Source organism: Streptomyces pratensis (assembly GCF_016804005.1).
GTDB lineage: Bacteria > Actinomycetota > Actinomycetes > Streptomycetales > Streptomycetaceae > Streptomyces > Streptomyces pratensis_A.
Map to the genome: position 1 here is coordinate 5,996,907 of NZ_CP051486.1, position 24,065 is coordinate 6,020,971.

The window sequence follows — 24,065 nt, forward strand, 5'->3', positions numbered from 1 at the left end:
TACAGCTCTACAGCTACTGCAGCCGATGAGCGGCTGGGGTCAGAGCGTCAGCTCTGGCCGCCGGCCAGCTTCTCGCGCAGGGCAGCCAGGGCCTCGTCCGACGCCAGGGCGCCGGAGTTGTCCGCGGACTCCGAGGAGTACGAGCCGCCGCCACCGCTGCCGCCGGAGGCAGCCGGGGCCGCGCCGGCCGGGGCGGCAGCGCCCTCGGCAGCGGCAGCCTCGTCGGCCTCGCGGGACTTGATGACCTGGGCCTGGTGCTGCTCGAAGCGCTGCTGCGCCTCGGCGTACTGCGTCTCCCAGACCTCGCGCTGCGCCTCGAAGCCCTCGAGCCAGTCGTTGGTCTCGGGGTCGAAGCCCTCGGGGTAGATGTAGTTGCCCTGGTCGTCGTACGACGCGGCCATGCCGTACAGGGTCGGGTCGAACTCGACCGACGCCGGGTCGCCACCGAAGGCCTCGTTGGCCTGCTTCAGCGAGAGGCTGATGCGACGGCGCTCGAGGTCGATGTCGATGACCTTGACGAAGATCTCGTCGTTGACCTGGACGACCTGCTCCGGGATCTCCACGTGGCGCTCGGCCAGCTCGGAGATGTGGACCAGGCCCTCGATGCCCTCGTCGACGCGCACGAACGCACCGAACGGAACGAGCTTGGTGACCTTACCGGGAACGACCTGCCCGATCTGGTGCGTACGGGCGAACTGCTGCCACGGGTCTTCCTGCGTCGCCTTGAGCGACAGCGAGACGCGCTCGCGGTCCATGTCGACGTCGAGGACCTCGACGGTGACTTCCTGACCGACCTCGACGACCTCGGAGGGGTGGTCGATGTGCTTCCAGGACAGCTCGGAGACGTGCACGAGACCGTCGACGCCACCCAGGTCCACGAAGGCACCGAAGTTGACGATCGAGGAGACGACGCCGGAGCGGACCTGACCCTTCTGCAGGGTCGTGAGGAACGTCTGGCGGACCTCGGACTGGGTCTGCTCGAGCCAGGCACGGCGGGACAGGACCACGTTGTTGCGGTTCTTGTCCAGCTCGATGATCTTGGCCTCGAGCTCCTTGCCCACGTAGGGCTGGAGGTCGCGGACGCGACGCATCTCGACGAGCGACGCCGGGAGGAAGCCACGGAGGCCGATGTCGAGGATGAGACCACCCTTGACGACCTCGATGACGGTACCGGTGACGATGCCGTCTTCTTCCTTGATCTTCTCGATGGTGCCCCAGGCACGCTCGTACTGAGCGCGCTTCTTCGAGAGGATCAGGCGGCCTTCCTTGTCCTCCTTCTGGAGAACCAGGGCCTCGATCTCGTCGCCGACCTTGACGACCTCGTTCGGGTCGACGTCGTGCTTGATCGAGAGCTCGCGGCTCGGGATGACGCCTTCGGTCTTGTAACCGATGTCGAGGAGGACCTCGTCGCGGTCGACCTTGACGATGACACCGTCAACGATGTCGCCGTCGTTGAAGTACTTGATCGTCTCGTCGATCGCCGCGAGGAACGCGTCCGCGTCGCCGATGTCGTTGACCGCAACCTGCGGAGTGGTGGCGGTGGTCTCGGTGCTGCTCGTCATGTGGGAAAGGGCTCCGGTACGGACAGTGAGTCGTAGGTACTGCTACGCCGAAAGCCCTTATCGCCTCTGCAGAAGCCGGACAGCCTGGAAAGCACCGATCCGGTGGTCCGGAAGGCGCCTCGACAACCGAGGGGACATGCAACAGACGCGAGCGCGGCCTGCTAGGTCTGAAGCGCGCAGGCTCGCAGCGCAACTTGTAGCATACGGGGGCAGCCGGACAGGGTCAATGCGCGAAGGCGCACACCCGGGGCACACCACCCGAATCCCGGCGCGACTCACGTTCGCCGAGGCCACATCAGGCCACAGCGGTGTGTCGCGCGCACACGGGCCGTACTCATGCGTAAGGCCCGTGGAGGCACCCGCGCGAGCCGGGTGAAGGCAAACTACAACGACGGGCACGATGAGCCAAGAGATCCACGGGTCCGAACCCGAAGCGACCCGGCGCGAAGCCGGCGAGGCCGAGAGCAGCCGGGCGAGCCGCGGCTGGTGGGACCGTAACGCCGACGAGTACCAGAGCGACCACGGGGCCTTCCTCGGGGACGACCGCTTCGTCTGGGGCCCGGAAGGGCTGGACGAGGCCGAGGCCGCCCTCCTGGGCCCGGCGGCAGCCCTGGAGGGCCTGGACGTCCTGGAGATCGGGGCGGGCGCCGCCCAGTGCTCCCGCTGGCTCGCCGCCAGGGGCGCCCGCCCCGTCGCCCTGGACCTCTCCCACCGCCAGCTCCAGCACGCCCTGCGCATCGGCGATGGCGTCCCCCTCGTGGAGGCCGACGCCGGACGGCTCCCCTTCCGGGACGGCTCCTTCGACCTGGCCTGCTCCGCCTACGGCGCGGTTCCGTTCGTCGCCGACCCGGTCCAGGTGTTCCGCGAGGTGCACCGGGTGCTGCGGCCGGGGGGCCGCTGGGTCTTCTCGGTGACGCACCCGATCCGCTGGGCGTTCCCCGACGAGCCCGGGCCGGAGGGCCTCTCCGTCTCCGCCTCCTACTTCGACCGCGTGCCGTACGTGGAGCAGGACGAGCGCGGCGACGCGGTGTACGTGGAGCATCACAGGACCCTGGGCGACCGGGTACGGGACGTGGTGGCGGGCGGCTTCCGGCTGGTCGACCTGGTGGAGCCGGAGTGGCCGGCCTGGAACGGCCAGGAGTGGGGCGGATGGTCCCCGCTGCGCGGCCATCTGATCCCCGGGACGGCGATCTTCGTCTGCGAACGGGACCACCGCTCGTCGTGAGAGGGCGGCGTACGACACTGGGGGCGTGATCCGTACCGACGCCCTGGACCAGTTGCCCGTACGCACCGCGGTACCCGCCCTGGAGCGGGCGCTCGACGAGCGGGGCGCCGCGGTGCTCTGCGCGCCGCCCGGGACGGGCAAGACGACGCTCGTGCCCCTGGTGCTCGCCGGCCTGACCGGGGGCGGCCCGGCGCGCCGGGTCCTCGTGGCCGAGCCACGCCGGATCGCCGCCCGGGCAGCCGCCCGGCGGATGGCGTGGCTGCTCGGCGAGCGGACCGGCGAACGGGTCGGCTTCACGGTGCGCGGCGAGCGGACGGTGGGCCCGGACACGGTGGTGGAGGTCGTGACGACCGGGGTGCTGCTGCAGCGGCTCCAGCGCGACCAGGAGCTGGCCGGGGTCGACGTGGTGATCATCGACGAGTGCCACGAGCGCCACCTGGACGCGGACACCGCCGCGGCGTTCCTCCTCGACGTACGGGGGACGATCAGGCCCGAGCTGCGCCTGGTGGCGGCGTCGGCCACCACGGACGCCGCCGGCTGGGCGCGATTGCTGGGCGACGCTCCCGTGGTCGAGGCGCGGGGCGTGTCCCATCCGGTCGAGGTGGTGTGGGCGCCGCCGGCCGGGTCCGTACGGCCGCCGCACGGGATGCGGGTGGACCCCGCCCTGCTGACGCATGTGGCCTCGGTGGTGCGGCGGGCGCTCGCCGAGCGGGACGGTGACGTCCTGTGCTTCCTGCCCGGTGTCGGCGAGATCGGCCGGGTCGCCGGACAGCTCGCGGGCGTGGACGCCGAGGTGCTCCAGGTCCACGGGCGGGCCCCCGCGGCCGTGCAGGACGCGGTGCTGGCGGGGTCGTCGGGCGGGCGCCGGGTGGTGCTGGCGACCTCCGTGGCGGAGTCGTCCCTGACGGTGCCGGGGGTGCGGGTCGTCGTGGATTCCGGTCTCGCCAGGGAACCGCGCACCGATCACGCGCGAGGGCTCAGCGCCCTGACGACCGTGAGGGCGTCCCGCGCCGCGGGACGCCAGCGCGCGGGCCGGGCGGGCCGCGAGGCCCCGGGGGCGGTGTACCGGTGCTGGGAGCAGGCCGAGGACGGCCGGCTGGCCGCGTTCCCCTCCCCCGAGATCAAGGTGGCCGACCTCGCGGCGTTCGCGCTGCAGGCGGCGTGCTGGGGAGATCCGGACGCCTCCGGCCTCGCGCTCCTGGATCCGCCGCCCGCCGGCGCCATGGGCGCGGCACGGGAGGTGCTGGCAGCGGTCGGCGCCGCCGACGCGACGGGACGCGCGACGAGCCGGGGCGTCCGGATGTCCAGGCTCGGCCTGCACCCCCGGCTCGCCCGGGCCCTTCTGGACGGCGCGGACGAGGTGGGCGGGCGCCGGGCCGCGGAAGTGGTGGCGCTGCTGAGCGAGGAACCGCCACGGGAGTACGGCGACGACCTGGCTCACGCGCTGCGCACGGCACGGCGGGGCGGGGACGGCTACGCGGCACGCTGGCGGCAGGAGGTGCGGCGGCTCTCGCAGTCCCTCGGGTCCTCGAAGGACACGGGGGCCGGTCCGGACGACGCGGCCGTGGGGCTGGTGGCGGCGCTGGCGTTCCCGGAGCGGGTGGCACGGGCCAGGGGTGAGGGGGCGTTCCTCATGGCGTCGGGCACGGGAGCGGAGCTACGGGACGGCTCACGGCTGCGCAGCGCCCCTTGGATCGCGGTCGCGGTAGCCGACCGGCCCGCCCATGCCGCGTCCGCCCGGGTGCGGCTGGCGGCCGTCATCGACGAGAGCACGGCGCGGCTGGCCGCCGGGCACCTGGGGTTCTCCGGCGAGGAGGTCCGCTGGGCCGACGGCGACGTGGTGGCGCGCTCCGTGGAGCGCCTCGGTGCCGTCGAGCTGTCGGTACGCGCGCTGCGGCGGCCGGCTCCGGAGCTGGTGCGCGGGGCGCTGCTGGAGGGGCTGCGCCGCGAGGGTCCGGGGCTGCTGCGGTGGACCCGGGACAGCGGGCAGCTGCGACTGCGACTCGCGTTCCTGCACCGCGTGCTGGGGGCTCCGTGGCCCGACGTGTCGGACGGGGCGCTGCTCGCACGTGCCGACGAGTGGCTGGAGCCCGAGTTGTCCCGGGCGGGTCGCAGGGCGGATCTGGCCCGGATCGACGCGGGGCAGGCGGTGCGGAGGCTGCTGCCGTGGGCGACGGGCGATGCCGCCCGGCTCGACGAGCTCGCCCCGGAACGGATCGAGGTACCGAGCGGGTCCCGGATCCGGGTGGAGTACGGCGGCGAGCAGCCGGTGCTTGCGGTGAAGCTGCAGGAGCTCTTCGGGCTGGCTGAGACGCCCCGGGTCGCGGGGGTGCCCGTCCTGGTGCACCTGCTGTCCCCTGCGGGGCGCCCGGCGGCGGTCACGGCGGACCTGGCGTCGTTCTGGCGGGATGGATACAGGGATGTGCGCGCGGAGCTGCGCGGTCGCTACCCGAAGCACCCGTGGCCCGAGGACCCGACGACGGTGGAGGCGACCCGCTTCACCTCGGCGCGGCTGCGCCGGGAGTAACGCCTCTCGTCCGGTCATGTGGGGCCGGGAGCATGCGGGCCTGCTATGCGGGCCCGGAGCAGGTCCGGAGCATGCGGACCCGGAGCATGTGGTTCCGGTGCATGTGGTTCCGAAGCATGTGGACCGGACCCGGAGCATGCGGGCCCGGAGCATGCGGGCCCGGAGTGTGCAGGCCCCGGAGCCGCCCGCCCGGGACGCACATGCCCGGGAGCGGCCGGTCTGCGAGCGTCCCGGGGCGTCCGGCCCGGGGCCGGGGAGCCCCGGGGCCGGGGAGCCCCGGGGCCGGGGAGCCCCGGGGCCGAGGAGCCCCGGCGCGGGCCCGGGCCCGGGCCCGGGCCGGACTGCCCGGGAGCCGGACGCCCCCGGTCCCGTACGCGTCAGGCCGCGGGGGCCTCCACCTTCAGCTCGATGGTCAGCGTGGCACCGCTCGCGGTGGTGAGCCGCAGCGTGTACGTGCCGGCCGTCTCGTCGGCGTAGATCTTCGGGAGCGTCAGGAGCCCGTCGGCGCCGGTCGTCAGGTCCAGGGTGCGGACGGGCTCGCCGTCCGCGTCCTTGAAGTACGGGCCCTTGTCGTTCTCGGCGGGCGTCTCGGCATCGGTGATCATCGTGGCGGTGACGGCGGTGTCCGCCACCCCTGTGCCCTTGTACGTGGTCCTGACCTCGACCCGGTCGGTGAACTCGGCGCCGGGGGCGGCCGTCAGGGCCTTGTCGCCGGTCCGGGCGACGGTGTCCGCCACCCGGGCGGTGACACTCGCGGTGTAGGTGACGGTGCGCGGCTTGGTGGTGCCGGCGACGGCGGTCACCTTGAAGGTGCCCGTCTTCTCACCGGCCGTCAGGGCGGGGGCGGTGACGGTGCCGTCGGCTCCGGTTGCCAGGGTCACGGTCTTCTTCCCGCCGGTGAAGCGGGCGTCCGTGTCGCCGACGAGGGCGAAGGTGACCGAGATCCTGGCGAGCGGGGCACCGAGCGTGTTCCTCGCCCGGGCCTTGACGCGCTGGGTGAACGCCTCGCCGGCCGTCGCGGTGAGCGGACCGGTACCCGCGTTCTCGAGGCTGCCGAAGACCTGGCCGGGCGCCGGGGTGGTGGGCGGGGGCGTGGTCGGCGGAGGTGTGGGCTTCGGAGGCGTCGTGGCCGGTGGAGGCGTGGTGGCGGGAGGCGTGGCCGGCGGGGAGGTGGCCGGCGGGGTGGTCGCGGCGGGAGGCGTGGGGGTCGGGGACGTGGACGGGGAGGTGGTGCTGCCGCCCGTGTCCACCGGGAGGACGCCCGCGCCGTCCGGGACCTCGTGGGTGCCGCGGTTGTAGTAGTCGAACCACGAGCGCACCGTGCGCAGGTACTCCGTCGAGTGGTTGTAGCTCAGCACCGCTCTGTCGAGGTCGGTGGCGATCGACAGGTCGCGGGTGCCCGCGCAGAGGTAGCGCCCGGCGGCCAGTGCCGCGTCGTGGATGTTGTTGGGGTCCTTGCGTCCGTCGCCGTTGGCGTCCTGGCCCCAGGTGGCCCAGGTGGACGGGATGAACTGCATCGGGCCGACCGCGCGGTCGTGGGTGGAGTCACCGTCGTACGCCCCGCCGTCGGTGTCCTTGATGAGTGCGAAGCCCTGGCCGTTGAGCGCCGGGCCGAGGATCGGGGAGAAGGTGGTGCCGTTCGCGTCGACCTTCCCGCCGCGGGCCTGGCCGGACTCGACCTTGCCGATCGCCGCGAGGAGCTGCCACGGCAGACGGCACGCGGCGTCGGTGCCCGCGATCTCCCGCTCGGCCTGCTTGTACGCGGCGAGCACCGAGGCGGGTATGCCCGCTTCGGCACTGCCGGTCACCGGCAGATTCACGGACGCACCCGGCTTGTTGGGCGTATTGAGCGGCGGAAGATCGGTGTGGTACGGCGAGTTGCCGGTTGCCGCACTGTCTCCGGACGGTGTCGCCCCGGCCGCCGCCTGGTCACCGGTCGCGCTGTCGGGATGCGGTGCCGCGGGAGCCTGCGATGCGGAGAGGGCCGCTACGGCAGCGGCCGCCACCGCGGTGGTGGTGGCCCCCCTGCGCAGTCTGCGGCCGAATTGCGCTGCCATAGGTGTCGGTCCCTCCCCGTCGACGGCTGCCCGCGCTCCCCGCGCGAGGACTCAGGCGACCCTACGACAACTCCTTCCGCCCGAACACCGGTCCCTGACCGGTTCTTACCGTTTTCTCAGCTCCCGGCCGTCAAGTCCCTTGACCCTTCGGCGGGTGACTCGGGCTCACGCATACTTGCCGCCATGCCCTTCACGCTCAGCCATGCCGCAGCCGTGCTCCCGGGAATCCGCAGGTCCGGGGTGGGCCGTGGTCCTCTCGTCCCCTCCGCCCTCGTCGCCGGGTCGTTCGCGCCCGACATCACCTACTACGCGGACACGGTCGTCCCGGGGGCGATGGAGTTCGGCGAGGTGACACACGCCGTGTGGGGAGTGTTCACCGTGGACGTCCTCGTCGCGGGGGCCCTGGTGGCACTCTGGCTGATGCTGCGCGAACCACTCGTCGCGTTGCTGCCCGGGGCGGTACAGGGGCGCGTGCACACCTTCGTACGGGGGACGCGCCGGAAGCCCGGCGCACCGTCGCTGTCCGAGGCGCTGTGGTTCGTCGGGTCCGCCGTCATCGGCTCGGGAACCCACGTCGTGTGGGACGCCTTCACCCATCACGACCGGTGGGGGACGGACCTGATCCCCGTCCTCAACCGGAGCGTCGGCGGGCACCCGGTGTTCCAGGTCGTCCAGTACGGCAGTTCCGCCGTGGCCCTGGCGATCCTGGCCTGGTTCACGTACACGGGGTTTCGGCGCACCGGGCCGGCCCCGGCACCGGAGTCCGTGCCGGTGCTCGGCCGGACCGAACGCGGATGGGCCCTCTCGCTCCTCGCGCTGTGTGTCCTGCTGGGCGTCATCCACCGCTGTGCCCGCTGGTACGCCCACTTCGGGCACGTCGCCTCGCCCCTCGACATCATCCCGACCGCGTGCTTCGGCGCCGGGGCGGGTCTGGCGGCCGGCCTCGTGCTGTACGGGGCGTGGATGCGGCTGCTGTGGAAGCCTTCCGGGCCACGGCCGCCTGACCGGCCCCGTGCCGACACCGCACGGACCCGCCCGGCCGGCCAGGACGCCGGCTGAGGCGTCACCCGCCAGGAGGGCCCGTGCGGACGGTCTGCTAGTGCGCGGCGGTCTCCCAGTCCTTGCCGACGCCGACGGAGACGTCCAGCGGTGCACGGAGCTCGACCGCCGTGGACATCTCGCGGCGCAGGATCTCCTCGACCTGCTCCCGCTCGCCCTTCGCGATCTCCAGGACGATTTCGTCGTGGACCTGGAGCAGCATCCGTGACGTCAGCTCCGCCTCGGTCAGCGCACGGTCAACCTTGAGCATCGCGACCTTCACGATGTCGGCGGCAGTGCCCTGGATCGGGGCGTTGAGCGCCATCCGCTCGGCGGCCTCGCGCCGCTGGCGGTTGTCGCTGTTGAGGTCGGGGAGGTAGCGGCGGCGGCCGAGGATCGTCTCGGTGTACCCGGTTGCCCTGGCCTCCTCCACGACCCGGTGGAGGTAGTCCCGCACCCCGCCGAACCGCAGGAAGTAGGTGTCCATCAGCCCGCGCGCCTCGCCGGCCTCGATGTTCAGCTGCTGGGAGAGACCGAAAGCGGAGAGCCCGTAGGCCAGGCCGTACGACATCGCCTTGATCTTGCGGCGCATCTCCGCGTCGACGGCGGACTTCTCGACGCCGAACACCTGTGAGGCGACCGTCGTGTGCAGGTCCTCCCCGGAGGTGAACGCCTCGATCAGACCGGCGTCCTCGGAGAGGTGCGCCATCACCCGCAGCTCGATCTGGCTGTAGTCGGCCGTCATCAGCGTCTCGAAGCCCTCACCGACGACGAAGCCCCGGCGGATCGCCCGCCCTTCGTCCGTACGGACGGGGATGTTCTGCAGGTTCGGCTCGGTGGAGGAGAGCCGGCCCGTCGCCGCGACGGTCTGGTTGAACGTGGTGTGGATACGGCCGTCCGCACCGACCGTCTTGATCAGCCCTTCGACGGTGACCCTCAGCTTCGCCTGCTCCCGGTGGCGCAGCATGATGACCGGCAGCTCGTGCTCGGTCTGCGCCGCGAGCCAGGCGAGCGCGTCCGCGTCGGTCGTGTAGCCAGTCTTCGTCTTCTTCGTCTTCGGCAGGGCCAGCTCACCGAAGAGGACCTCCTGGAGCTGCTTGGGCGAGCCGAGGTTGAACTCGCGGCCCACCGCGGCGTGCGCCTCCTTCACCGCCTGCTGCACCGCACCGGCGAACTGCTGCTCCATGCCTTCGAGGTGCGCCCGGTCGGCGGCGATGCCGTGCCGCTCCAGCCGGGCCAGCATGATCGACGTGGGCAGCTCCATGTCGTGGAGCAGCTCGGTGGCGCCGACCTCCTTCAGGCGGGTCGTGAACGCGTCCCCGAGGTCCAGCACCGCGCGGGCCTGCGCCATCAGGGCGTCGGCCTCCGCACGGTCGTCCGCACCGAAGGCCAGCTGCCCGTCGGACGCGGGGGCCGGTGCCAGCTCGCGGCCGAGATACTCCACGGCCAGCGCGTCCAGGGCGAACGACCGGCGCCCGGGCTTGACGAGATAGGCGGCGAGCGCGGTGTCCATGGTGATGCCGTCCAGCCGCCAGCCCTGCTCGGGGAAGACCCGCAGGGCGTTCTTGGCGTTGTGCAGGACCTTGGGACGCACGGGGTCCGCGAGCCAGGCGGCGAACGCCCGCTCGTCGGCCTCGTCGAGCTCGGCCGGGTCCAGCCAGGCGGCGGCCCCGTCGGCGGCGGCGAGCGCGATCTCGGTGACCGTGCCGGTGCCCAGCGACCACGTGTCGACGCTCATGACACCGAGCGGCTGCCCGCCGTGGGCCTCCAGCCACGGTGCGACCTCGCCCGGGCCCAGCACCGCACCGTCCAGCTCGATACCGGCCGCGGGCTCCGGCGGACCGGCCTCCTCCGCACCCGGGTCGACGGCGAGCAGCCGCTCGCGCAGGCTCGGATTACGGATCTCCAGGACGTCCAGCACACCGGTGACCGCCGTGCGGTCGTACGGAGCACGCTCCAGCTCGGCCGGGACCTTCGGCAGCTCGACGTCACGGACCATCTCGGTCAGGACACGGTTCATCTTCACCGCGTCCAGGTGGTCCCGGAAATTCTGGCCCGCCTTGCCCTTGACCTCATCGGCGCGCTCGACCAGCTCCGCGAACGAACCGAACTGGTTGATCCACTTCGCCGCCGTCTTCTCACCCACACCGGGGATCCCCGGAAGGTTGTCCGACGGGTCACCGCGCAGCGCCGCGAAGTCCGGGTACTGGGCGGGAGTGAGGCCGTACTTCTCCTCGACCTTCTCCGGGGTGAAGCGCGTCAGCTCCGAGACGCCCTTCGTCGGGTAGAGCACCGTCACGTTGTCCGTGATCAGCTGGAACGAATCCCGGTCACCGGTGACGATCAGCACCTCGAAGCCCGCCGCCTCGGCCTGCGTGGCCAGCGTCGCGATGACGTCGTCCGCCTCGAAACCGTCCACCGCGAACCGGTCCGCGTGCATCGCGTCAAGCAGCTCGCCGATCAGCTCGACCTGCCCCTTGAACTCGTCAGGGGTCTTGGAACGGTTCGCCTTGTACTCCGGGAACTCCTGCGCGCGCCACGTCTTGCGGGACACGTCGAACGCGACCGCGAAATGCGTGGGCGCCTCGTCGCGCAGCGTGTTCGCCAGCATCGACATGAAGCCGTACACGGCATTCGTCGGCTGCCCCGTCGCCGTCGTGAAATTCTCCGCGGGCAGGGCGAAGAACGCCCGGTACGCCAGGGAGTGCCCGTCCATGAGGAGCAGGCGCGGTCGGTTGTCTGCCGTGTTCTTCGATGCCGTCTCAGCCACGCCCCCGATCCTGCCACGGACCACTGACATTCCGGACCGGCCGCCGCCCGCTCCCCGCTACCACGCACTCCCGGCCCGCCATCCCCGCCATCCCCGCCTCCCCGCTTCCCGCGGAGCGCCCCAGCACGCGTGCGTGACAGGATCGAAGGACTGTGAAGGCATAAGAAGACGCGACAGGACGCCACGACACGCACGGACGCGACGCGCGCCCGCGCACGCTCGGAGGCGGCCGAAGGCTCGAAGGGGAGCACCATGGCCACGAAGCCCCCGACCGGTGACCCGGTCCAGGACGCGCCGCAGATCGACGGGGTCCAGCACTCCGCCGCCGGGCTGCCCGCCGTCGCCCACACCCTGCGCATCGCCCAGCAGCAGATGGGCGTCCGGCGCACCGCGCAGACCCTCCTCAAGGTCAACCAGAAGGACGGCTTCGACTGCCCCGGCTGCGCCTGGCCCGAGGGCGACAAGCGCCACACGGCCGAGTTCTGCGAGAACGGCGCCAAGGCGGTCGCCGAGGAGGCGACCCTGCGCCGCGTCACCCCCGACTTCTTCACCGCCCACCCCGTCGCCGACCTGGGCACACGCAGCGGCTACTGGCTCGGCCAGCAGGGACGCATCACGCAACCCGTGTATCTCCCCGAGGGCGCCGACCGGTACGAGGCCGTGACCTGGGAACGGGCCTTCGAGATCATCGCTGAGGAACTCACCGCGCTCTCCTCCCCCGACGAGGCGCTCTTCTACACCTCCGGCCGCACCAGCAACGAGGCGGCGTTCCTCCTCCAGCTCCTCGCCCGCGAGTTCGGCACGAACAACCTGCCCGACTGCTCCAACATGTGCCACGAGTCGTCCGGATCGGCCCTCACCGAGACCATCGGGATCGGAAAGGGGAGCGTCAGCCTGGAGGACCTGCACCAGGCCGACCTGATCATCGTCGCGGGACAGAACCCCGGCACGAACCACCCCCGGATGCTCTCCGCCCTCGAGGAGGCCAAGGCCGCCGGAGCGAAGATCATCTCGGTCAACCCGCTGCCCGAAGCCGGCCTCGAACGGTTCAAGAACCCCCAGACAGCTCGCGGCATGCTCAAGGGCGCCGCCCTCACCGACCTCTTCCTCCAGATCCGCATCGGCGGCGACCAGGCGCTCTTCCGCCTCCTGAACAAGATGATCATCGAGGCCGACGGAGCCGTCGACACCGGCTTCATCGCCGAACACACCCACGGCTACGAGGATTTCGCCCGGACCGCCCGCGCGGCCGACTGGGACGAGACCCTCACCGCCACAGGCCTCGACCGCGACGCCATCGAACAGGCACTCGCCATGATCCTCGCGTCGAAGCGCACCATCGTCTGCTGGGCCATGGGCCTCACCCAGCACAAGCACTCCGTGCCCACCATCCGCGAGGTCGTCAACTTCCTCCTCCTGCGCGGCAACATCGGCAGGCCCGGCGCCGGCGTCTGCCCCGTCCGCGGCCACTCCAACGTCCAGGGCGACCGCACCATGGGCATCTTCGAACGCCCCGCCCCCGCCTTCCTCGACGCCCTCGACCAGGAATTCGGCATCACGTCACCACGCCACCACGGCTACGACGTCGTACGGTCCATCCAGGCACTCCGCGACGGCGACGCCAAGGTCTTCTTCGCCATGGGCGGCAACTTCGTCGGCGCCACCCCCGACACAGCCGTCACCGAAGCCGCCATGCGCCGCGCCCGCCTCACCGTCCACGTCTCGACCAAACTCAACCGCTCGCACGCCGTCACCGGCACCCGCGCCCTGATCCTGCCCACCCTCGGCCGCACCGACAAGGACGTCCAGGCAGGCGGGAAGCAGTTCGTCACCGTCGAGGACTCCATGGGCATGGTCCACTCCTCACGCGGCAACCTCACCCCCGCGAGCCCCCACCTGCTCTCCGAACCCGCGATCGTCGCCCGCCTGGCCCGCGCCGTCCTCGGACCCGCCTCCACCACACCCTGGGAGGACTTCGAGAAGGACTACGGCACGATCCGCGACCGCATCTCCCGCGTCGTGCCCGGCTTCGAGGACTTCAACGCCCGCGTCGCACGGCCCGGCGGCTTCACCCTCCCCCACGCCCCACGCGACGAACGCCGCTTCCCCACCACCACGGGAAAGGCCAACTTCACCGCCGCCCCCGTCGAATACCCCGAGCTCCCCGAAGGCCGGCTGCTGCTCCAGACCCTGCGCTCCCACGACCAGTACAACACCACGATCTACGGCCTCGACGACCGCTACCGAGGCATCAAGGGCGGCCGCCGCATCGTCATGGTCAACCCCGAGGACGCCCACGCCCTCGGCCTCACCGACGGCTCCTACACCGACATCGTCAGCGAATGGAAGGACGGCGTCGAGCGCCGCGCCCCCGGCTTCCGCGTCGTGCACTACCCCACCGCACGCGGCTGCGCCGCCGCGTACTACCCGGAGACGAACGTGCTGGTCCCCCTGGACGCCACCGCCGACACCAGCAACACCCCGGCCAGCAAGTCGGTCGTCGTCCGCTTCGAGACGACCTGAGCCCCCACGCCCCTAAGCGCACGCTCAGCCGTCTGATAAGAACAGTGCACACAGCAACGAACGACCGCACACGATCGGAGCCGGACCCCATGGGCGAGCACAACGCACCCACGTTCCCCCAGGAGATCATCGACGAGTACGCGGCACTCGGCGTCGACCTCCCCGCACTCTTCTCCGCCGGCCACCTCGGCGAGCGCATGGGCGTCACGATCGTCGAAGCCTCCGCCGAACGCGTCGTGGGCACCATGCCCGTCGAGGGCAACACCCAGCCCTACGGACTGCTCCACGGCGGCGCCTCCGCCGTCCTCGCCGAGACCCTCGGCTCCATCGGCAGCATGCTCCACGGCGGCGCCACCAAGATCGCCGTCGGCGTGGACCTGAACTGCACCCACCACCGCGGCGCCCGCAGCGGCCTCGTCACGGGCACCGCCACCCCCGTCCACCGCGGCCGCTCCACCGCCACGTACGAGATCGTCATCACCGACGAGCACGACAAGCGGGTCTGCACCGCCCGCCTCACCTGCCTGCTCCGCGACGCACCCGGCCCCGCCGCCGGCTGACCGCCCCGCCCCGACACCCCGCTGCCCGGCCGGATGCACACCGCATTCCGGACCGGGCAGACCCATATCCGAAGCAGTGGCCGGAAGTTGACCGACACACAGGGTCAACACCCTTGACCGCCACATCCGTTCCGTGAGCCACTTCAACCGCCTCACCACCCTCACGGCGCATCACACATATCCCACACATGTAACACTGCGTAACATGTGTGCAATACACGAAAAACGTCGTGCGCCCCGCCCCCGCACACCCGGCGGACCTCCCCCCGTGCCCCTTGCGCCCCGATTCGCGCGACAGCACCAAGATCACCCCAAGCCCCTTAGCAGAGCTGCGCGTTCTCACCATGCGGTCACCTCACCGTCCGGCAGAAAAACGTACATGTCCACACAGCCACCTCAAGCCTTGCTCAAGGGCATAACAAGACAGTCACATCCTGCTCCACCCCCATCCCGGACCCCGCCCCTGCCCTTAGAGTCACGGCCAGTCACCGCGCCGCCGGGCGCGTCTGCTGCACGGCCCTGTATCGACCAGTACGGCCCGGCGATCGTCACGGCACCTCAGCAGAGGAGGCCGCGCCAGGGAAAGGACCTTTCGTGCGACACCGTTCTTTGCTCATACTCACCACAGTGCTCACCACAGGCGCACTGACTCTCACCGCCTGCGGATCGCGCGACGACGACACCAAGAGCAGCGGCAGCGGCGACACCCAGACCGTCGTCATCGGTGTCGACGCACCCCTGACCGGCGACCTCTCCGCCCTCGGCCTCGGCATCAAGAACTCCGCCGACCTCGCCGTCAAGATCGCCAACCAGGACAAGGCCGTCCCCGGCATCAAATTCGAACTCCAGGCACTCGACGACCAGGCCCAGCCCTCCGTCGGCCAGCAGAACGCCCAGAAGTTCATCGGCAACAAAGACCTCGTCGGCGTCGTCGGCCCCCTGAACTCCGGCGTCGCCCAGTCGATGCAGAAGCCCTTCACCGACGCCAACCTCACCCAGGTCTCCCCGGCCAACACCGGCACCGAACTGACCCAGGGCAACAACTGGAAGGCCGGCGACAAGAAGCGCCCCTACGCCGCCTACTTCCGCACCGCCACCACCGACGCCATCCAGGGCGCGTTCGCCGCGAACTACCTGTTCAAGAACGCGAACATCAAGGACGTCTACCTCATCGACGACCAGAAGCCCTACGGCGCCGGCCTCGCAGCCTCCTTCAAGGCGACCTTCACCGAGCTCGGCGGCAAGATCGTCGGCACCGACCACATCAACCCCGACGACCGCGACTTCAACTCCGTCGTCACCAAGGTCAAGAGCTCCGGCGCCAAGGCCGTCTACTACGGCGGCGAATACCCCGCCGGCGCACCCCTGAGCCAGCAGCTCAAGGACAGCGTCAAGATCCCCCTCATGGGCGGCGACGGCATGTACAGCGCCGACTTCATCAAGCTCAACAAGAAGGCCGAAGGCGACATCGCCACCTCCGTCGGCAAGCCCGTCGAAGAACTCGAGTCCGCCAAGAAGTTCATCGCCGACTACAAGACGGCCGGCTACAAGGACGCCTACGAGGCCTACGGCGGCGGCACCTACGACGCCGCCTGGTCCATCATCGAGGCCGTCAAGATCGTCGCCGCAGAGAACGACGGCAAGCTCCCCGACGACGCCCGCGTCCAGGTCCTCGAAGCCATGAAGACCGTCAAGTTCGAAGGCGTCACCGGCCCCGTCTCCTTCGACGAATTCGGCGACACCACCAACACCATGATGACCGCCTACCAGGTCACCGGCGGCAAGTGGACCTCCAAGCTCAGCGAGGCCGTCAAGTAGGTCCACCAAGGACCCCACGGCCACACCACACGAACACAAAACCGCGCGGGAGCGCTACGAGCACTCCCGCGCGGTGCCATATCCGAACCACTCCACGGAGGCCCTGCGGTGAACGAACTGCCGCAACAGCTGGCCAATGGACTCATCCTCGGCGCGATGTACGGTCTCATCGCGATCGGTTACACGATGGTCTACGGAATCATCCAGCTCATCAACTTCGCACACGGCGAGATCTTCATGATCGGGGGCTTCGGAGCCCTCACGGTCTACCTCGGGCTTCCGTCCGGACTCTCCCTGCTCGCTGCGATACCACTCATGATCGCCGGCGGAGTCATCTGCTCCGTCGCCGTCAGCGTCGCCGCCGAACGCTTCGCCTACCGGCCACTGCGCAGCGCGCCACGCCTGGCACCCCTCATCACCGCCATCGGCCTCTCCCTCGCACTCCAGCAAGCCGTATGGATGTGGTACCCCGACGCCACCAAGGACCGCTCCTTCCCCCAGTTCGAGGGTGAAGCGATCGACATCTTCGGTGCCACCATCCAGCGCGGCGACATCTTCGTCCTCATCGCCGCACCCCTCTGCATGCTCGCCCTCGGCCTCTTCGTCTCCAAGACACGAGCCGGCCGCGGCATGCAAGCCACCTCGCAGGACCCCGACACCGCCAAGCTCATGGGCATCAACACCGACCGCATCATCGTCATGGCCTTCGCCATCGGTGCCGCGTTCGCCGCCGTCGCCGCCGTCGCCTACGGGCTCAAGAACGGCCAGATCGGCTTCCGCATGGGCTTCATCATGGGCCTCAAGGCCTTCACCGCAGCCGTCCTCGGCGGCATCGGCAACATCTACGGCGCCATGCTCGGCGGAGTCGTCCTCGGCGTCGCCGAAGCCCTCGCCACCGGCTACATGAGCGAAGTCCCCGGCATGGAACTCTTCGGAGGCGGCGCCTGGAAGGACGTATGGGCCTTCGCCCTCCTCATCCTCGTCCTCCTCATACGCCCGCAAGGCCTGCTGGGCGAACGCGTCGCGGACAGGGCGTGATACCCATGACCACCACGACCCCCGCCGCGCACAGCGCCCTGCTCCCCCTGCCCACCACAGCAGCCCGCGCCGCCACCACCACCGGCGCCGCACTCGCCCTCATAGGCACCTTCCTCGCCTGGACCTACACCGACACCTTCCCCGGCGACCTCACCGTCACCGGCTACCCCGGCGGCCTCCAGGTCCTCACCCTCATCAGCGCAGCACTCACCCTCCTCTACGCCCTCTCCGGATACGGCATCAAGGGCCTGCGCTGGCTCACCCCCGGCGGCACCCACAGCCCCACCAGGCTGCTCGCCATCGGCACCTTCATCACCACCGCCTACACCGTCATCGCCGTCATCGTCACCAAGGACGACAACGGCAACCTCCTCGGACTGATCGAACTCGAACCCGGAGCCTGGATCAGCCTCGTCGGCGCACTCGTCGCCACCGTCGCCTCCCTCGGACTCCCCAACGACCAGCCCCTGGACGACACCACCACCCCGAGCGCACGCAACCGATTCCTCGGCAGCCTCCGCGCACCGGCACCCGCCCGCGCCAAGGCACTCCCCCACTGGGCCGAAATCCTCATCATCGCCGGAGCCTTCGGCGTCGCGCTCATCGTCTTCACCTACGGCATCGACACCGAATACGCCGAACTCTTCATCGGCTACGTCATCGCCGTCGCCTTCGGCTTCACCGCACTCACCCGGGCCGGACTCATCGCCCGCATCACCGCGCTGACAGCCAAACACCGCAACGTCACCCTGTGCGCCGCACTCGTCGCAGCCTTCTGCTTCCCCTTCACCCAGCAGAACGAGGAATACGCCCTCATCGGCGCCAACATCCTCATCTTCGCGACCGTCGCACTCGGCCTCAACGTCGTCGTCGGCCTCGCCGGCCTCCTCGACCTCGGATACGTCGCCTTCCTCGGCGTCGGCGCCTACGCCGCAGCACTCGTCTCCGGCAGCCCCCTCTCCCCCGTCGGCGTCCAATTCCCCTTCTGGGCCGCCGTCCTCACCGGAGCAGCCGCATCCCTCGTCTTCGGCGTCGTCATCGGCGCCCCGACACTCCGGCTCCGCGGCGACTACCTCGCCATCGTCACCCTCGGATTCGGCGAGATCTTCCGCCTCACCGTCAACGCCCTCAACGGCGTCAGCGGCCCCGACCTCACCAACGGATCCCAGGGCATCCCCAGCATCCCCGACCTCCAGCTCTTCGGCTTCGACTTCGGGATCAGCCACGACATCGGCGGAATCACCCTCGGCAGGTCCGCCAACTACTACCTGCTGATGCTCCTCTTCACCGCCGTCGTCGTACTCGTCTTCCGACGCTCCGGAGAATCCCGCATCGGCCGCGCCTGGGTCGCCATCCGCGAGGACGAAACCGCAGCCACCGCCATGGGCATCAACGCCTTCAGGCTCAAACTGCTCGCCTTCGCCCTCGGCGCCACCCTCGCCGGACTCGCCGGAACCGTGCAGGCACACGTCTCCTACACGGTCACACCCGAGCAGTACCAGTTCGCCGGATCCGTACCGCCCAACTCCGCGTTCCTCCTCGCCGCCGTCATCCTCGGCGGCATGGGAACCCTCAGCGGCCCCCTCGTCGGCGCCGCACTGCTCTACCTCATCCCGGCCAAGCTCCAGTTCATGCAGGACTACCAGCTCTTCCTCTTCGGACTCGCACTCATCCTCCTGATGCGCTTCCGCCCCGAAGGCCTCGTCGCCGACCGCAGGAAGCAGCTCGAATTCCACGAGACCGGCCAACTCGACGTACCACCCGACACACCACTCACCGACACAGCCGCCGGCACCACGAAGGCGGGGGCGTGACCACCATGACCAAAACAGACGCACCCACCGGCACCACCGTCCTCGACGCCAGCGGCGTCACCATGCGCTTCGGCGGCCTCACCGCCGTACGCAACGTCGACCTCACCGTCAACACCGGCGAGATCGTCGGCCTCATCGGACCCAACGGCGCCGGCAAGACAACCTTCTTCAACTGCCTCACCGGCCTCTACGTCCCCACCGAGGGCAAAGTCAGCTACAAGGGCACCGTCCTGCCGCCCAAGCCCCACCTCGTCACCCAGGCCGGCATCGCCCGCACCTTCCAGAACATCAGGCTCTTCGCCAACATGACCGTCCTGGAAAACGTCCTCGTCGGACGCCACACCAGGACCGAAGAAGGCCTCTGGTCCGCCCTCCTGCGCCTCCCCGGCTACAAGAAGGCCGAGAACGCCAGCCGCGAACGCTGCATGGAACTCCTCGAGTTCATCGGCCTCGCAGACAAGGCCGACCACCTCGCGCGCAACCTCCCCTACGGAGACCAGCGCAAGCTGGAAATCGCCCGCGCCCTCGCCAGCGACCCCGGGCTCCTCCTCCTGGACGAACCCACCGCCGGCATGAACCCCCAGGAAACCCGCGTCACCGAAGAACTCATCTTCGCCATCCGGGACCAGGGCATCGCCGTACTCGTCATCGAGCACGACATGCGGTTCATCTTCAACCTCTGCGACCGAGTCGCCGTCCTCGTCCAGGGCGAAAAACTCGTCGAGGGCACCGCCCCCGTCGTCCAGAGCGACGAACGCGTCGTCGCCGCCTACCTAGGCACCCCCTTCGAAGGCGCCCCCGGCGCCGAAGAAGCCGCCGAGGTCGAAGCCGCCGAAGCCTCCGCAGCGGGCGCGAGCACCGGCGCCGGCAAGAAGGACACCCCGGCCACCACCGACACCACCACCGAGGAGGAGGACACCCGATGACCGCACTGCTCGAGGTCGAAGACCTCCGCGTCGCCTACGGCAAGATCGAAGCCGTCAAGGGCATCTCCTTCACCGTCGAGGCCGGCCAGGTCGTCACCCTCATCGGCACCAACGGCGCAGGCAAGACCACCACCCTGCGCACCCTGTCCGGACTCCTCAAACCCTCCGGCGGCCGCATCCTCTTCGAAGGCAAACCGCTCACCGACATCCCGGCACACAAGATCGTCTCCCTGGGCATCGCCCACTCCCCCGAGGGACGCCACATCTTCCCCCGGCTGACGATCACCGAGAACCTCCTCCTCGGCGCCTACCTCCGCAACGACAAGGCAGGCATCGAGAAGGACGTCCAGCGCGCCTACGACCTCTTCCCCATCCTCGGGGAACGCCGAAAGCAGGCCGCCGGAACCCTCTCCGGAGGCGAGCAGCAGATGCTCGCCATGGGACGCGCACTCATGTCCCAGCCCAAGCTGCTCATGCTCGACGAGCCCTCCATGGGCCTCTCGCCGATCATGATGCAGAAGATCATGGAAACCATCGTCGAGCTCAAGGCGTCGGGCACCACCATCCTGCTCGTCGAGCAGAACGCCCAGGCGGCCCTCTCCCTCGCGGACCAGGGCCACGTCATGGAGGTCGGCAAGGTCGTCCTCTCCGGCACCGGAGCCGACCTGCTCCACGACGAGTCGGTCCGCAAGGCCTACCTCGGCGAGGACTGAGCACCCCAGCGATACGAGAAGGGCCCGCCCCCGGATCTCTCCGGGGGCGGGCCCTTCTCGTATCCGCGTACGGGGCTAGGCTACTCGGCCGCCTTCTTCTTCTCCTCGGCGTCCTCGATCAACGCCTCGGCCAGCTGCTGCATCGACATCCGGCGGTCCATCGACGTCTTCTGGATCCAGCGGAACGCCGCCGGCTCGGAGAGCCCGTAATCCGTCTGCAGGATGCTCTTCGCCCGGTCCACCAGCTTCCGGGTCTCCAGCCGCTGCGAGAGGTCCGCGATCTCGCCCTCCAGCGCCTTCAGCTCCGCGAACCGGGAAACGGCCATCTCGATGGCCGGCACCACGTCGCTCTTGCTGAACGGCTTCACCAGATACGCCATCGCCCCGGCGTCCCGGGCCCGCTCGACCAGATCCCGCTGCGAGAACGCCGTGAGCATCAGGACCGGGGCGATGGACTCCTCGGTGATCTTCTCGGCGGCGGAGATCCCGTCGAGCACGGGCATCTTCACATCAAGGATCACGAGGTCCGGCCGATGCTCCCGCGCCAGCTCGACGGCCTGCTGCCCGTCCCCGGCCTCACCGACGACCGAGTAGCCCTCCTCCTCCAGCATCTCCTTGAGATCGAGACGGATGAGCGCCTCGTCCTCGGCGATGACGACGCGGGTCGTCAGCGGCGGGACGTGCGACTTGTCGTCGTCGGCGGCGTCTACGGGCTGGGGCGACTCGGGCGTGGTCACGGGGCTCCTCGATCAAGACTGGGGTGCAGCTCCCAAGAGCCTACCTAGTTACGGTATGTTTGAGGCACGGAGGGTCTTCCGCGTCCTTCGTTTCGAAGGAGCCCCGGTAGCCCAGCGGTAGAGGCCATGGATTCAAAACCCATACAGCGTCGGTTCGAATCCGACTCGGGGCACTTCTCCTTCTTTTCCAAGGTTGAATCGCCTATTGGCGATCTTCATCCTTGCCGGTGAACGCTCCTTCGAACCTGGCACCTGTCTGCGAACGTCGCAAAGACTTCGTGGCATGGAACAGCACAATCCGTCGATACGCGACGAAGCGCTCGCTCTCTTGCGGAGCGGAATCACCAATCGGGCCACTTCGGAGCTCCTCAACGTTCCTCGCGGAACAATCGGCTGGTGGCTACACGAGGACCGCAAAAGGCGCGGGGTCCAGTACGTACAGCCCACCGACTGCCCGGTCTGCACAGACCGAGACCTTGATCGTCTCGCTTACGCCTACCTCCTAGGGCTCTACCTGGGCGACGGCCACATCATCTCCAAGCCCAAACAGCACCATCTGTCGATCTTCTGTGGAGACACCTGGCCCGGATTGATCGACGAGGCCGAAGCGGTCATGCGCAGGGTAATGCCCATGCCACGAACCGGACGACGCCAAAAGGGCGGCTGCGTAGAGGTCAAGTCCTATACGAAGCACTGGACATGCCTCTTCCCGCAGCACGGCCCTGGCAAGAAGCACGAGCGGCCGATCATCCTCGAAGCCTGGCAACAGGAGATCATTGACAGTCACTCTTGGGAATTTATCCGGGGACTCATCCACTCCGACGGCTGCCGGACCATGAACTGGACGACCCGCACGGTCGGCGGAATCCGCAAACGCTACGAGTACCCCCGGTACTGGTTCACCAACGTCTCCGACGACATCCGCCGGCTCTACACCGACACGCTGGACAAGCTCGGTATCGAGTGGACGCACTGCACCCGCGCGGGCAAGGAGTACAACATCTCCGTAGCCCGACGGGCGTCCGTAGCGCTCATGGACGCTCACGTCGGGCCGAAGTACTGACGACCGTTACTTCGGGCTGTCGTCCTCGCCGATGTGGTGCACCCGGACCAGGTTCGTTGAGCCGGCGACTCCGGGCGGGGACCCCGCGGTGATGACCACGACGTCGCCCTTCTGGCAGCGGCCGATCCGCAGCAGCTCCTCGTCCACCTGCGCCACCATCGCGTCCGTCGAGTCCACGTGCGGCCCGAGGAACGTCTCCACGCCCCACGTGAGGTTCAGCTGCGCGCGCGTGGCCGTGTCCGGGGTGAAGGCGAGGAGCGGGATCGGGGAGCGGTAGCGCGAGAGGCGTTTGACCGTGTCTCCGCTCTGGGTGAAGGCCACCAGGAACTTGGCGCCGAGGAAGTCGCCCATCTCGGCTGCCGCGCGGGCCACCGCGCCGCCCTGGGTGCGGGGCTTGTTGCGGTCGGTGAGGGGCGGGAGGCCCTTGGCGAGGATGTCCTCCTCGGCCGCCTCCACGATGCGGGCCATGGTGCGGACGGTCTCGACGGGGTACTTGCCGACGCTGGTCTCGCCGGAGAGCATCACGGCGTCGGTGCCGTCGATGACGGCGTTGGCGACGTCGGAGGCTTCGGCGCGGGTGGGCCGGGAGTTGTCGATCATCGAGTCGAGCATCTGGGTGGCGACGATGACCGGCTTGGCGTTGCGCTTGGCGAGTTTGATGGCGCGCTTCTGGACGATCGGGACCTGTTCCAGGGGCATTTCGACGCCGAGGTCACCGCGGGCGACCATGATGCCGTCGAAGGCGGCGACGATGTCGTCGATGTTGTCGACGGCCTGGGGCTTCTCGACCTTGGCGATGACGGGGAGGCGGCGGTCCTCCTCGTCCATGATGCGGTGGACGTCGTCGATGTCGCGTCCGGTGCGTACGAAGGAGAGGGCGATGATGTCGGCGCCGGTGCGCAGGGCCCAGCGGAGGTCGTCGATGTCCTTCTCGGAGAGTGCGGGGACGGAGACGGCGACGCCGGGGAGGTTGAGTCCCTTGTGGTCGGAGACCATGCCGCCTTCGATGACGGTGGTGTGGACGCGGGGTCCGTCGACTTCGGTGACTTCGAGGGTGACGCGGCCGTCGTCGATGAGGATGCGTTCGCCGGTGGTGACGTCGGCGGCGAGGCCGTCGTAGGTGGTGCCGCAGGTGGTGCGGTCGCCGTCCACGGGTTCGACGGTGATGGTGAAGTCGTCGCCGCGTTCAAGGAGTACGGGGCCTTCGGTGAAGCGGCCGAGGCGGATCTTCGGGCCTTGAAGGTCGGCGAGGATTCCTACGCTGCGGCCGGTTTCCTCGGATGCTTTGCGTACGCGGTGGTAGCGCTCTTCGTGTTCGGCGTAGGTGCCGTGGCTCAGGTTGAGGCGGGCGATGTCCATTCCCGCTTCGACGAGCGCCTTGATCTGCTCGTATGTGTCGGTTGCGGGTCCCAGGGTACAAACGATTTTTGCTCGGCGCATGGTTCGAGCCTAGACCTTACCTGCGGGTAGGTAATTGTCTCTGCATGACTGCCCAACAGCCTTTTGGTGAAGGGTTATTGACAACTGTTGAATTGTGCGGCGGGGTGCTCCGATGAGCGCCTTCGGGCGGGTCGCAGCGGGCCGGCCCGGGCGGGGGCGGTGTCGCCGGTCACCAGATCGAAACCTGTTGGGGGTGTTGCGCGCGGTGGCGGCTGGGCCAGAATCTACGCGCGTTGTTCGCTCGAACGAGGAGT

Annotated in this window: 16 protein-coding genes and 1 tRNA gene; 12 read left to right on the forward strand and 5 right to left on the reverse strand. The window is 69.6% G+C overall.

Annotation, left to right across the window (positions count from 1 at the left end):
• Positions 1 to 47 precede the first annotated feature (47 nt).
• On the reverse strand, positions 48 to 1,562 hold the full coding sequence (gene rpsA / locus HED23_RS24790) for a 30S ribosomal protein S1 (protein ID WP_104789902.1): 1,515 nt from the start codon (positions 1,560 to 1,562) through the stop codon (positions 48 to 50).
• A 400-nt stretch (positions 1,563 to 1,962) separates the two neighbouring features.
• On the opposite strand from rpsA, the gene HED23_RS24795 reads away from it, so the two are divergent.
• Entirely contained in the window at positions 1,963 to 2,787 is an 825-nt protein-coding gene (locus HED23_RS24795; RefSeq protein ID WP_203185592.1) for a class I SAM-dependent methyltransferase, read from the forward strand.
• A 25-nt stretch (positions 2,788 to 2,812) separates the two neighbouring features.
• Positions 2,813 to 5,314 carry an ATP-dependent helicase HrpB gene (gene hrpB / locus HED23_RS24800; protein ID WP_203185593.1) on the forward strand — a complete coding sequence of 834 codons (2,502 nt, stop codon included), beginning with the start codon at positions 2,813 to 2,815 and terminating at the stop codon, positions 5,312 to 5,314.
• Between the two features lie 377 nt (positions 5,315 to 5,691).
• Here hrpB and HED23_RS24805 read toward each other — a convergent pair whose 3' ends face one another.
• On the reverse strand, positions 5,692 to 7,371 hold the full coding sequence (locus HED23_RS24805; protein ID WP_203185594.1) for a lytic murein transglycosylase: 1,680 nt from the start codon (positions 7,369 to 7,371) through the stop codon (positions 5,692 to 5,694).
• 183 nt (positions 7,372 to 7,554) lie between these two features.
• Between HED23_RS24805 and HED23_RS24810 the strand changes: the two genes are divergently transcribed.
• Positions 7,555 to 8,430 (forward strand): DUF4184 family protein, encoded by an 876-nt coding sequence (locus HED23_RS24810; protein WP_203185595.1) that lies wholly within the window; start codon positions 7,555 to 7,557, stop codon positions 8,428 to 8,430.
• Between the two features lie 37 nt (positions 8,431 to 8,467).
• On the opposite strand, the gene polA is transcribed toward HED23_RS24810, so the two are convergent.
• Positions 8,468 to 11,179, reverse strand: a complete 2,712-nt coding sequence (gene polA, locus HED23_RS24815; protein ID WP_203185596.1) for a DNA polymerase I — start codon at positions 11,177 to 11,179, stop codon at positions 8,468 to 8,470.
• A gap of 252 nt (positions 11,180 to 11,431) precedes the next feature.
• Between polA and HED23_RS24820 the strand changes: the two genes are divergently transcribed.
• The 7 genes from HED23_RS24820 (at position 11,432) to HED23_RS24850 (ending at position 20,571) form a co-directional block, all read left to right on the forward strand.
• Positions 11,432 to 13,702 (forward strand): FdhF/YdeP family oxidoreductase, encoded by a 2,271-nt coding sequence (locus HED23_RS24820; RefSeq protein ID WP_203185597.1) that lies wholly within the window; start codon positions 11,432 to 11,434, stop codon positions 13,700 to 13,702.
• A gap of 89 nt (positions 13,703 to 13,791) precedes the next feature.
• Positions 13,792 to 14,262 (forward strand): PaaI family thioesterase, encoded by a 471-nt coding sequence (locus HED23_RS24825; protein WP_203185598.1) that lies wholly within the window; start codon positions 13,792 to 13,794, stop codon positions 14,260 to 14,262.
• Positions 14,263 to 14,871: 609 nt separating this feature from the next.
• Entirely contained in the window at positions 14,872 to 16,080 is a 1,209-nt protein-coding gene (locus HED23_RS24830; RefSeq protein WP_203187620.1) for a branched-chain amino acid ABC transporter substrate-binding protein, read from the forward strand.
• Positions 16,081 to 16,188: 108 nt separating this feature from the next.
• On the forward strand, positions 16,189 to 17,118 hold the full coding sequence (locus HED23_RS24835) for a branched-chain amino acid ABC transporter permease (protein ID WP_203185599.1): 930 nt from the start codon (positions 16,189 to 16,191) through the stop codon (positions 17,116 to 17,118).
• A 5-nt stretch (positions 17,119 to 17,123) separates the two neighbouring features.
• Positions 17,124 to 18,932, forward strand: coding sequence for a branched-chain amino acid ABC transporter permease (locus HED23_RS24840; protein ID WP_203185600.1), 1,809 nt, complete (start codon positions 17,124 to 17,126; stop codon positions 18,930 to 18,932).
• Between the two features lie 5 nt (positions 18,933 to 18,937).
• Positions 18,938 to 19,858 (forward strand): ABC transporter ATP-binding protein, encoded by a 921-nt coding sequence (locus HED23_RS24845; RefSeq protein ID WP_203185601.1) that lies wholly within the window; start codon positions 18,938 to 18,940, stop codon positions 19,856 to 19,858.
• Positions 19,855 to 20,571: an ABC transporter ATP-binding protein gene (locus HED23_RS24850; RefSeq protein ID WP_203185602.1), complete on the forward strand. Its 717-nt coding sequence runs from the start codon at positions 19,855 to 19,857 to the stop codon at positions 20,569 to 20,571. The genes HED23_RS24845 and HED23_RS24850 overlap by 4 nt, the downstream gene beginning before the upstream one ends.
• An 80-nt stretch (positions 20,572 to 20,651) precedes the next feature.
• Here the strand turns inward: HED23_RS24850 and HED23_RS24855 are convergent, their stop codons facing one another.
• Complete coding sequence (locus HED23_RS24855; RefSeq protein ID WP_203185603.1) at positions 20,652 to 21,308, reverse strand: ANTAR domain-containing response regulator; 657 nt, start codon at positions 21,306 to 21,308, stop codon at positions 20,652 to 20,654.
• Between the two features lie 100 nt (positions 21,309 to 21,408).
• On the opposite strand from HED23_RS24855, the gene HED23_RS24860 reads away from it, so the two are divergent.
• Together HED23_RS24860 and HED23_RS24865 are read left to right on the forward strand one after the other, a co-directional pair.
• Positions 21,409 to 21,481 (forward strand) — tRNA-Leu (locus tag HED23_RS24860).
• Between the two features lie 110 nt (positions 21,482 to 21,591).
• Positions 21,592 to 22,371 carry a helix-turn-helix domain-containing protein gene (locus HED23_RS24865; protein WP_203185604.1) on the forward strand — a complete coding sequence of 260 codons (780 nt, stop codon included), beginning with the start codon at positions 21,592 to 21,594 and terminating at the stop codon, positions 22,369 to 22,371.
• Between the two features lie 6 nt (positions 22,372 to 22,377).
• Here the strand turns inward: HED23_RS24865 and pyk are convergent, their stop codons facing one another.
• On the reverse strand, positions 22,378 to 23,811 hold the full coding sequence (gene pyk / locus HED23_RS24870; RefSeq protein WP_203185605.1) for a pyruvate kinase: 1,434 nt from the start codon (positions 23,809 to 23,811) through the stop codon (positions 22,378 to 22,380).
• Positions 23,812 to 24,065: the final 254 nt, after the last annotated feature.

Bases quoted from the DNA above. Each gene is read 5' to 3' on its own strand.
- rpsA (WP_104789902.1), bottom strand. From the start codon at position 1,562: ATGACGAGCAGCACCGAGACCACCGCCACCACTCCGCAGGTTGCGGTC.
- HED23_RS24795 (WP_203185592.1), top strand. From the start codon at position 1,963: ATGAGCCAAGAGATCCACGGGTCCGAACCCGAAGCGACCCGGCGCGAA.
- HED23_RS24805 (WP_203185594.1), bottom strand. From the start codon at position 7,371: ATGGCAGCGCAATTCGGCCGCAGACTGCGCAGGGGGGCCACCACCACC.
- HED23_RS24810 (WP_203185595.1), top strand. From the start codon at position 7,555: ATGCCCTTCACGCTCAGCCATGCCGCAGCCGTGCTCCCGGGAATCCGC.
- HED23_RS24820 (WP_203185597.1), top strand. From the start codon at position 11,432: ATGGCCACGAAGCCCCCGACCGGTGACCCGGTCCAGGACGCGCCGCAG.
- HED23_RS24825 (WP_203185598.1), top strand. From the start codon at position 13,792: ATGGGCGAGCACAACGCACCCACGTTCCCCCAGGAGATCATCGACGAG.
- HED23_RS24840 (WP_203185600.1), top strand. From the start codon at position 17,124: ATGACCACCACGACCCCCGCCGCGCACAGCGCCCTGCTCCCCCTGCCC.
- HED23_RS24845 (WP_203185601.1), top strand. From the start codon at position 18,938: ATGACCAAAACAGACGCACCCACCGGCACCACCGTCCTCGACGCCAGC.
- HED23_RS24850 (WP_203185602.1), top strand. From the start codon at position 19,855: ATGACCGCACTGCTCGAGGTCGAAGACCTCCGCGTCGCCTACGGCAAG.
- HED23_RS24865 (WP_203185604.1), top strand. From the start codon at position 21,592: ATGGAACAGCACAATCCGTCGATACGCGACGAAGCGCTCGCTCTCTTG.
- pyk (WP_203185605.1), bottom strand. From the start codon at position 23,811: ATGCGCCGAGCAAAAATCGTTTGTACCCTGGGACCCGCAACCGACACA.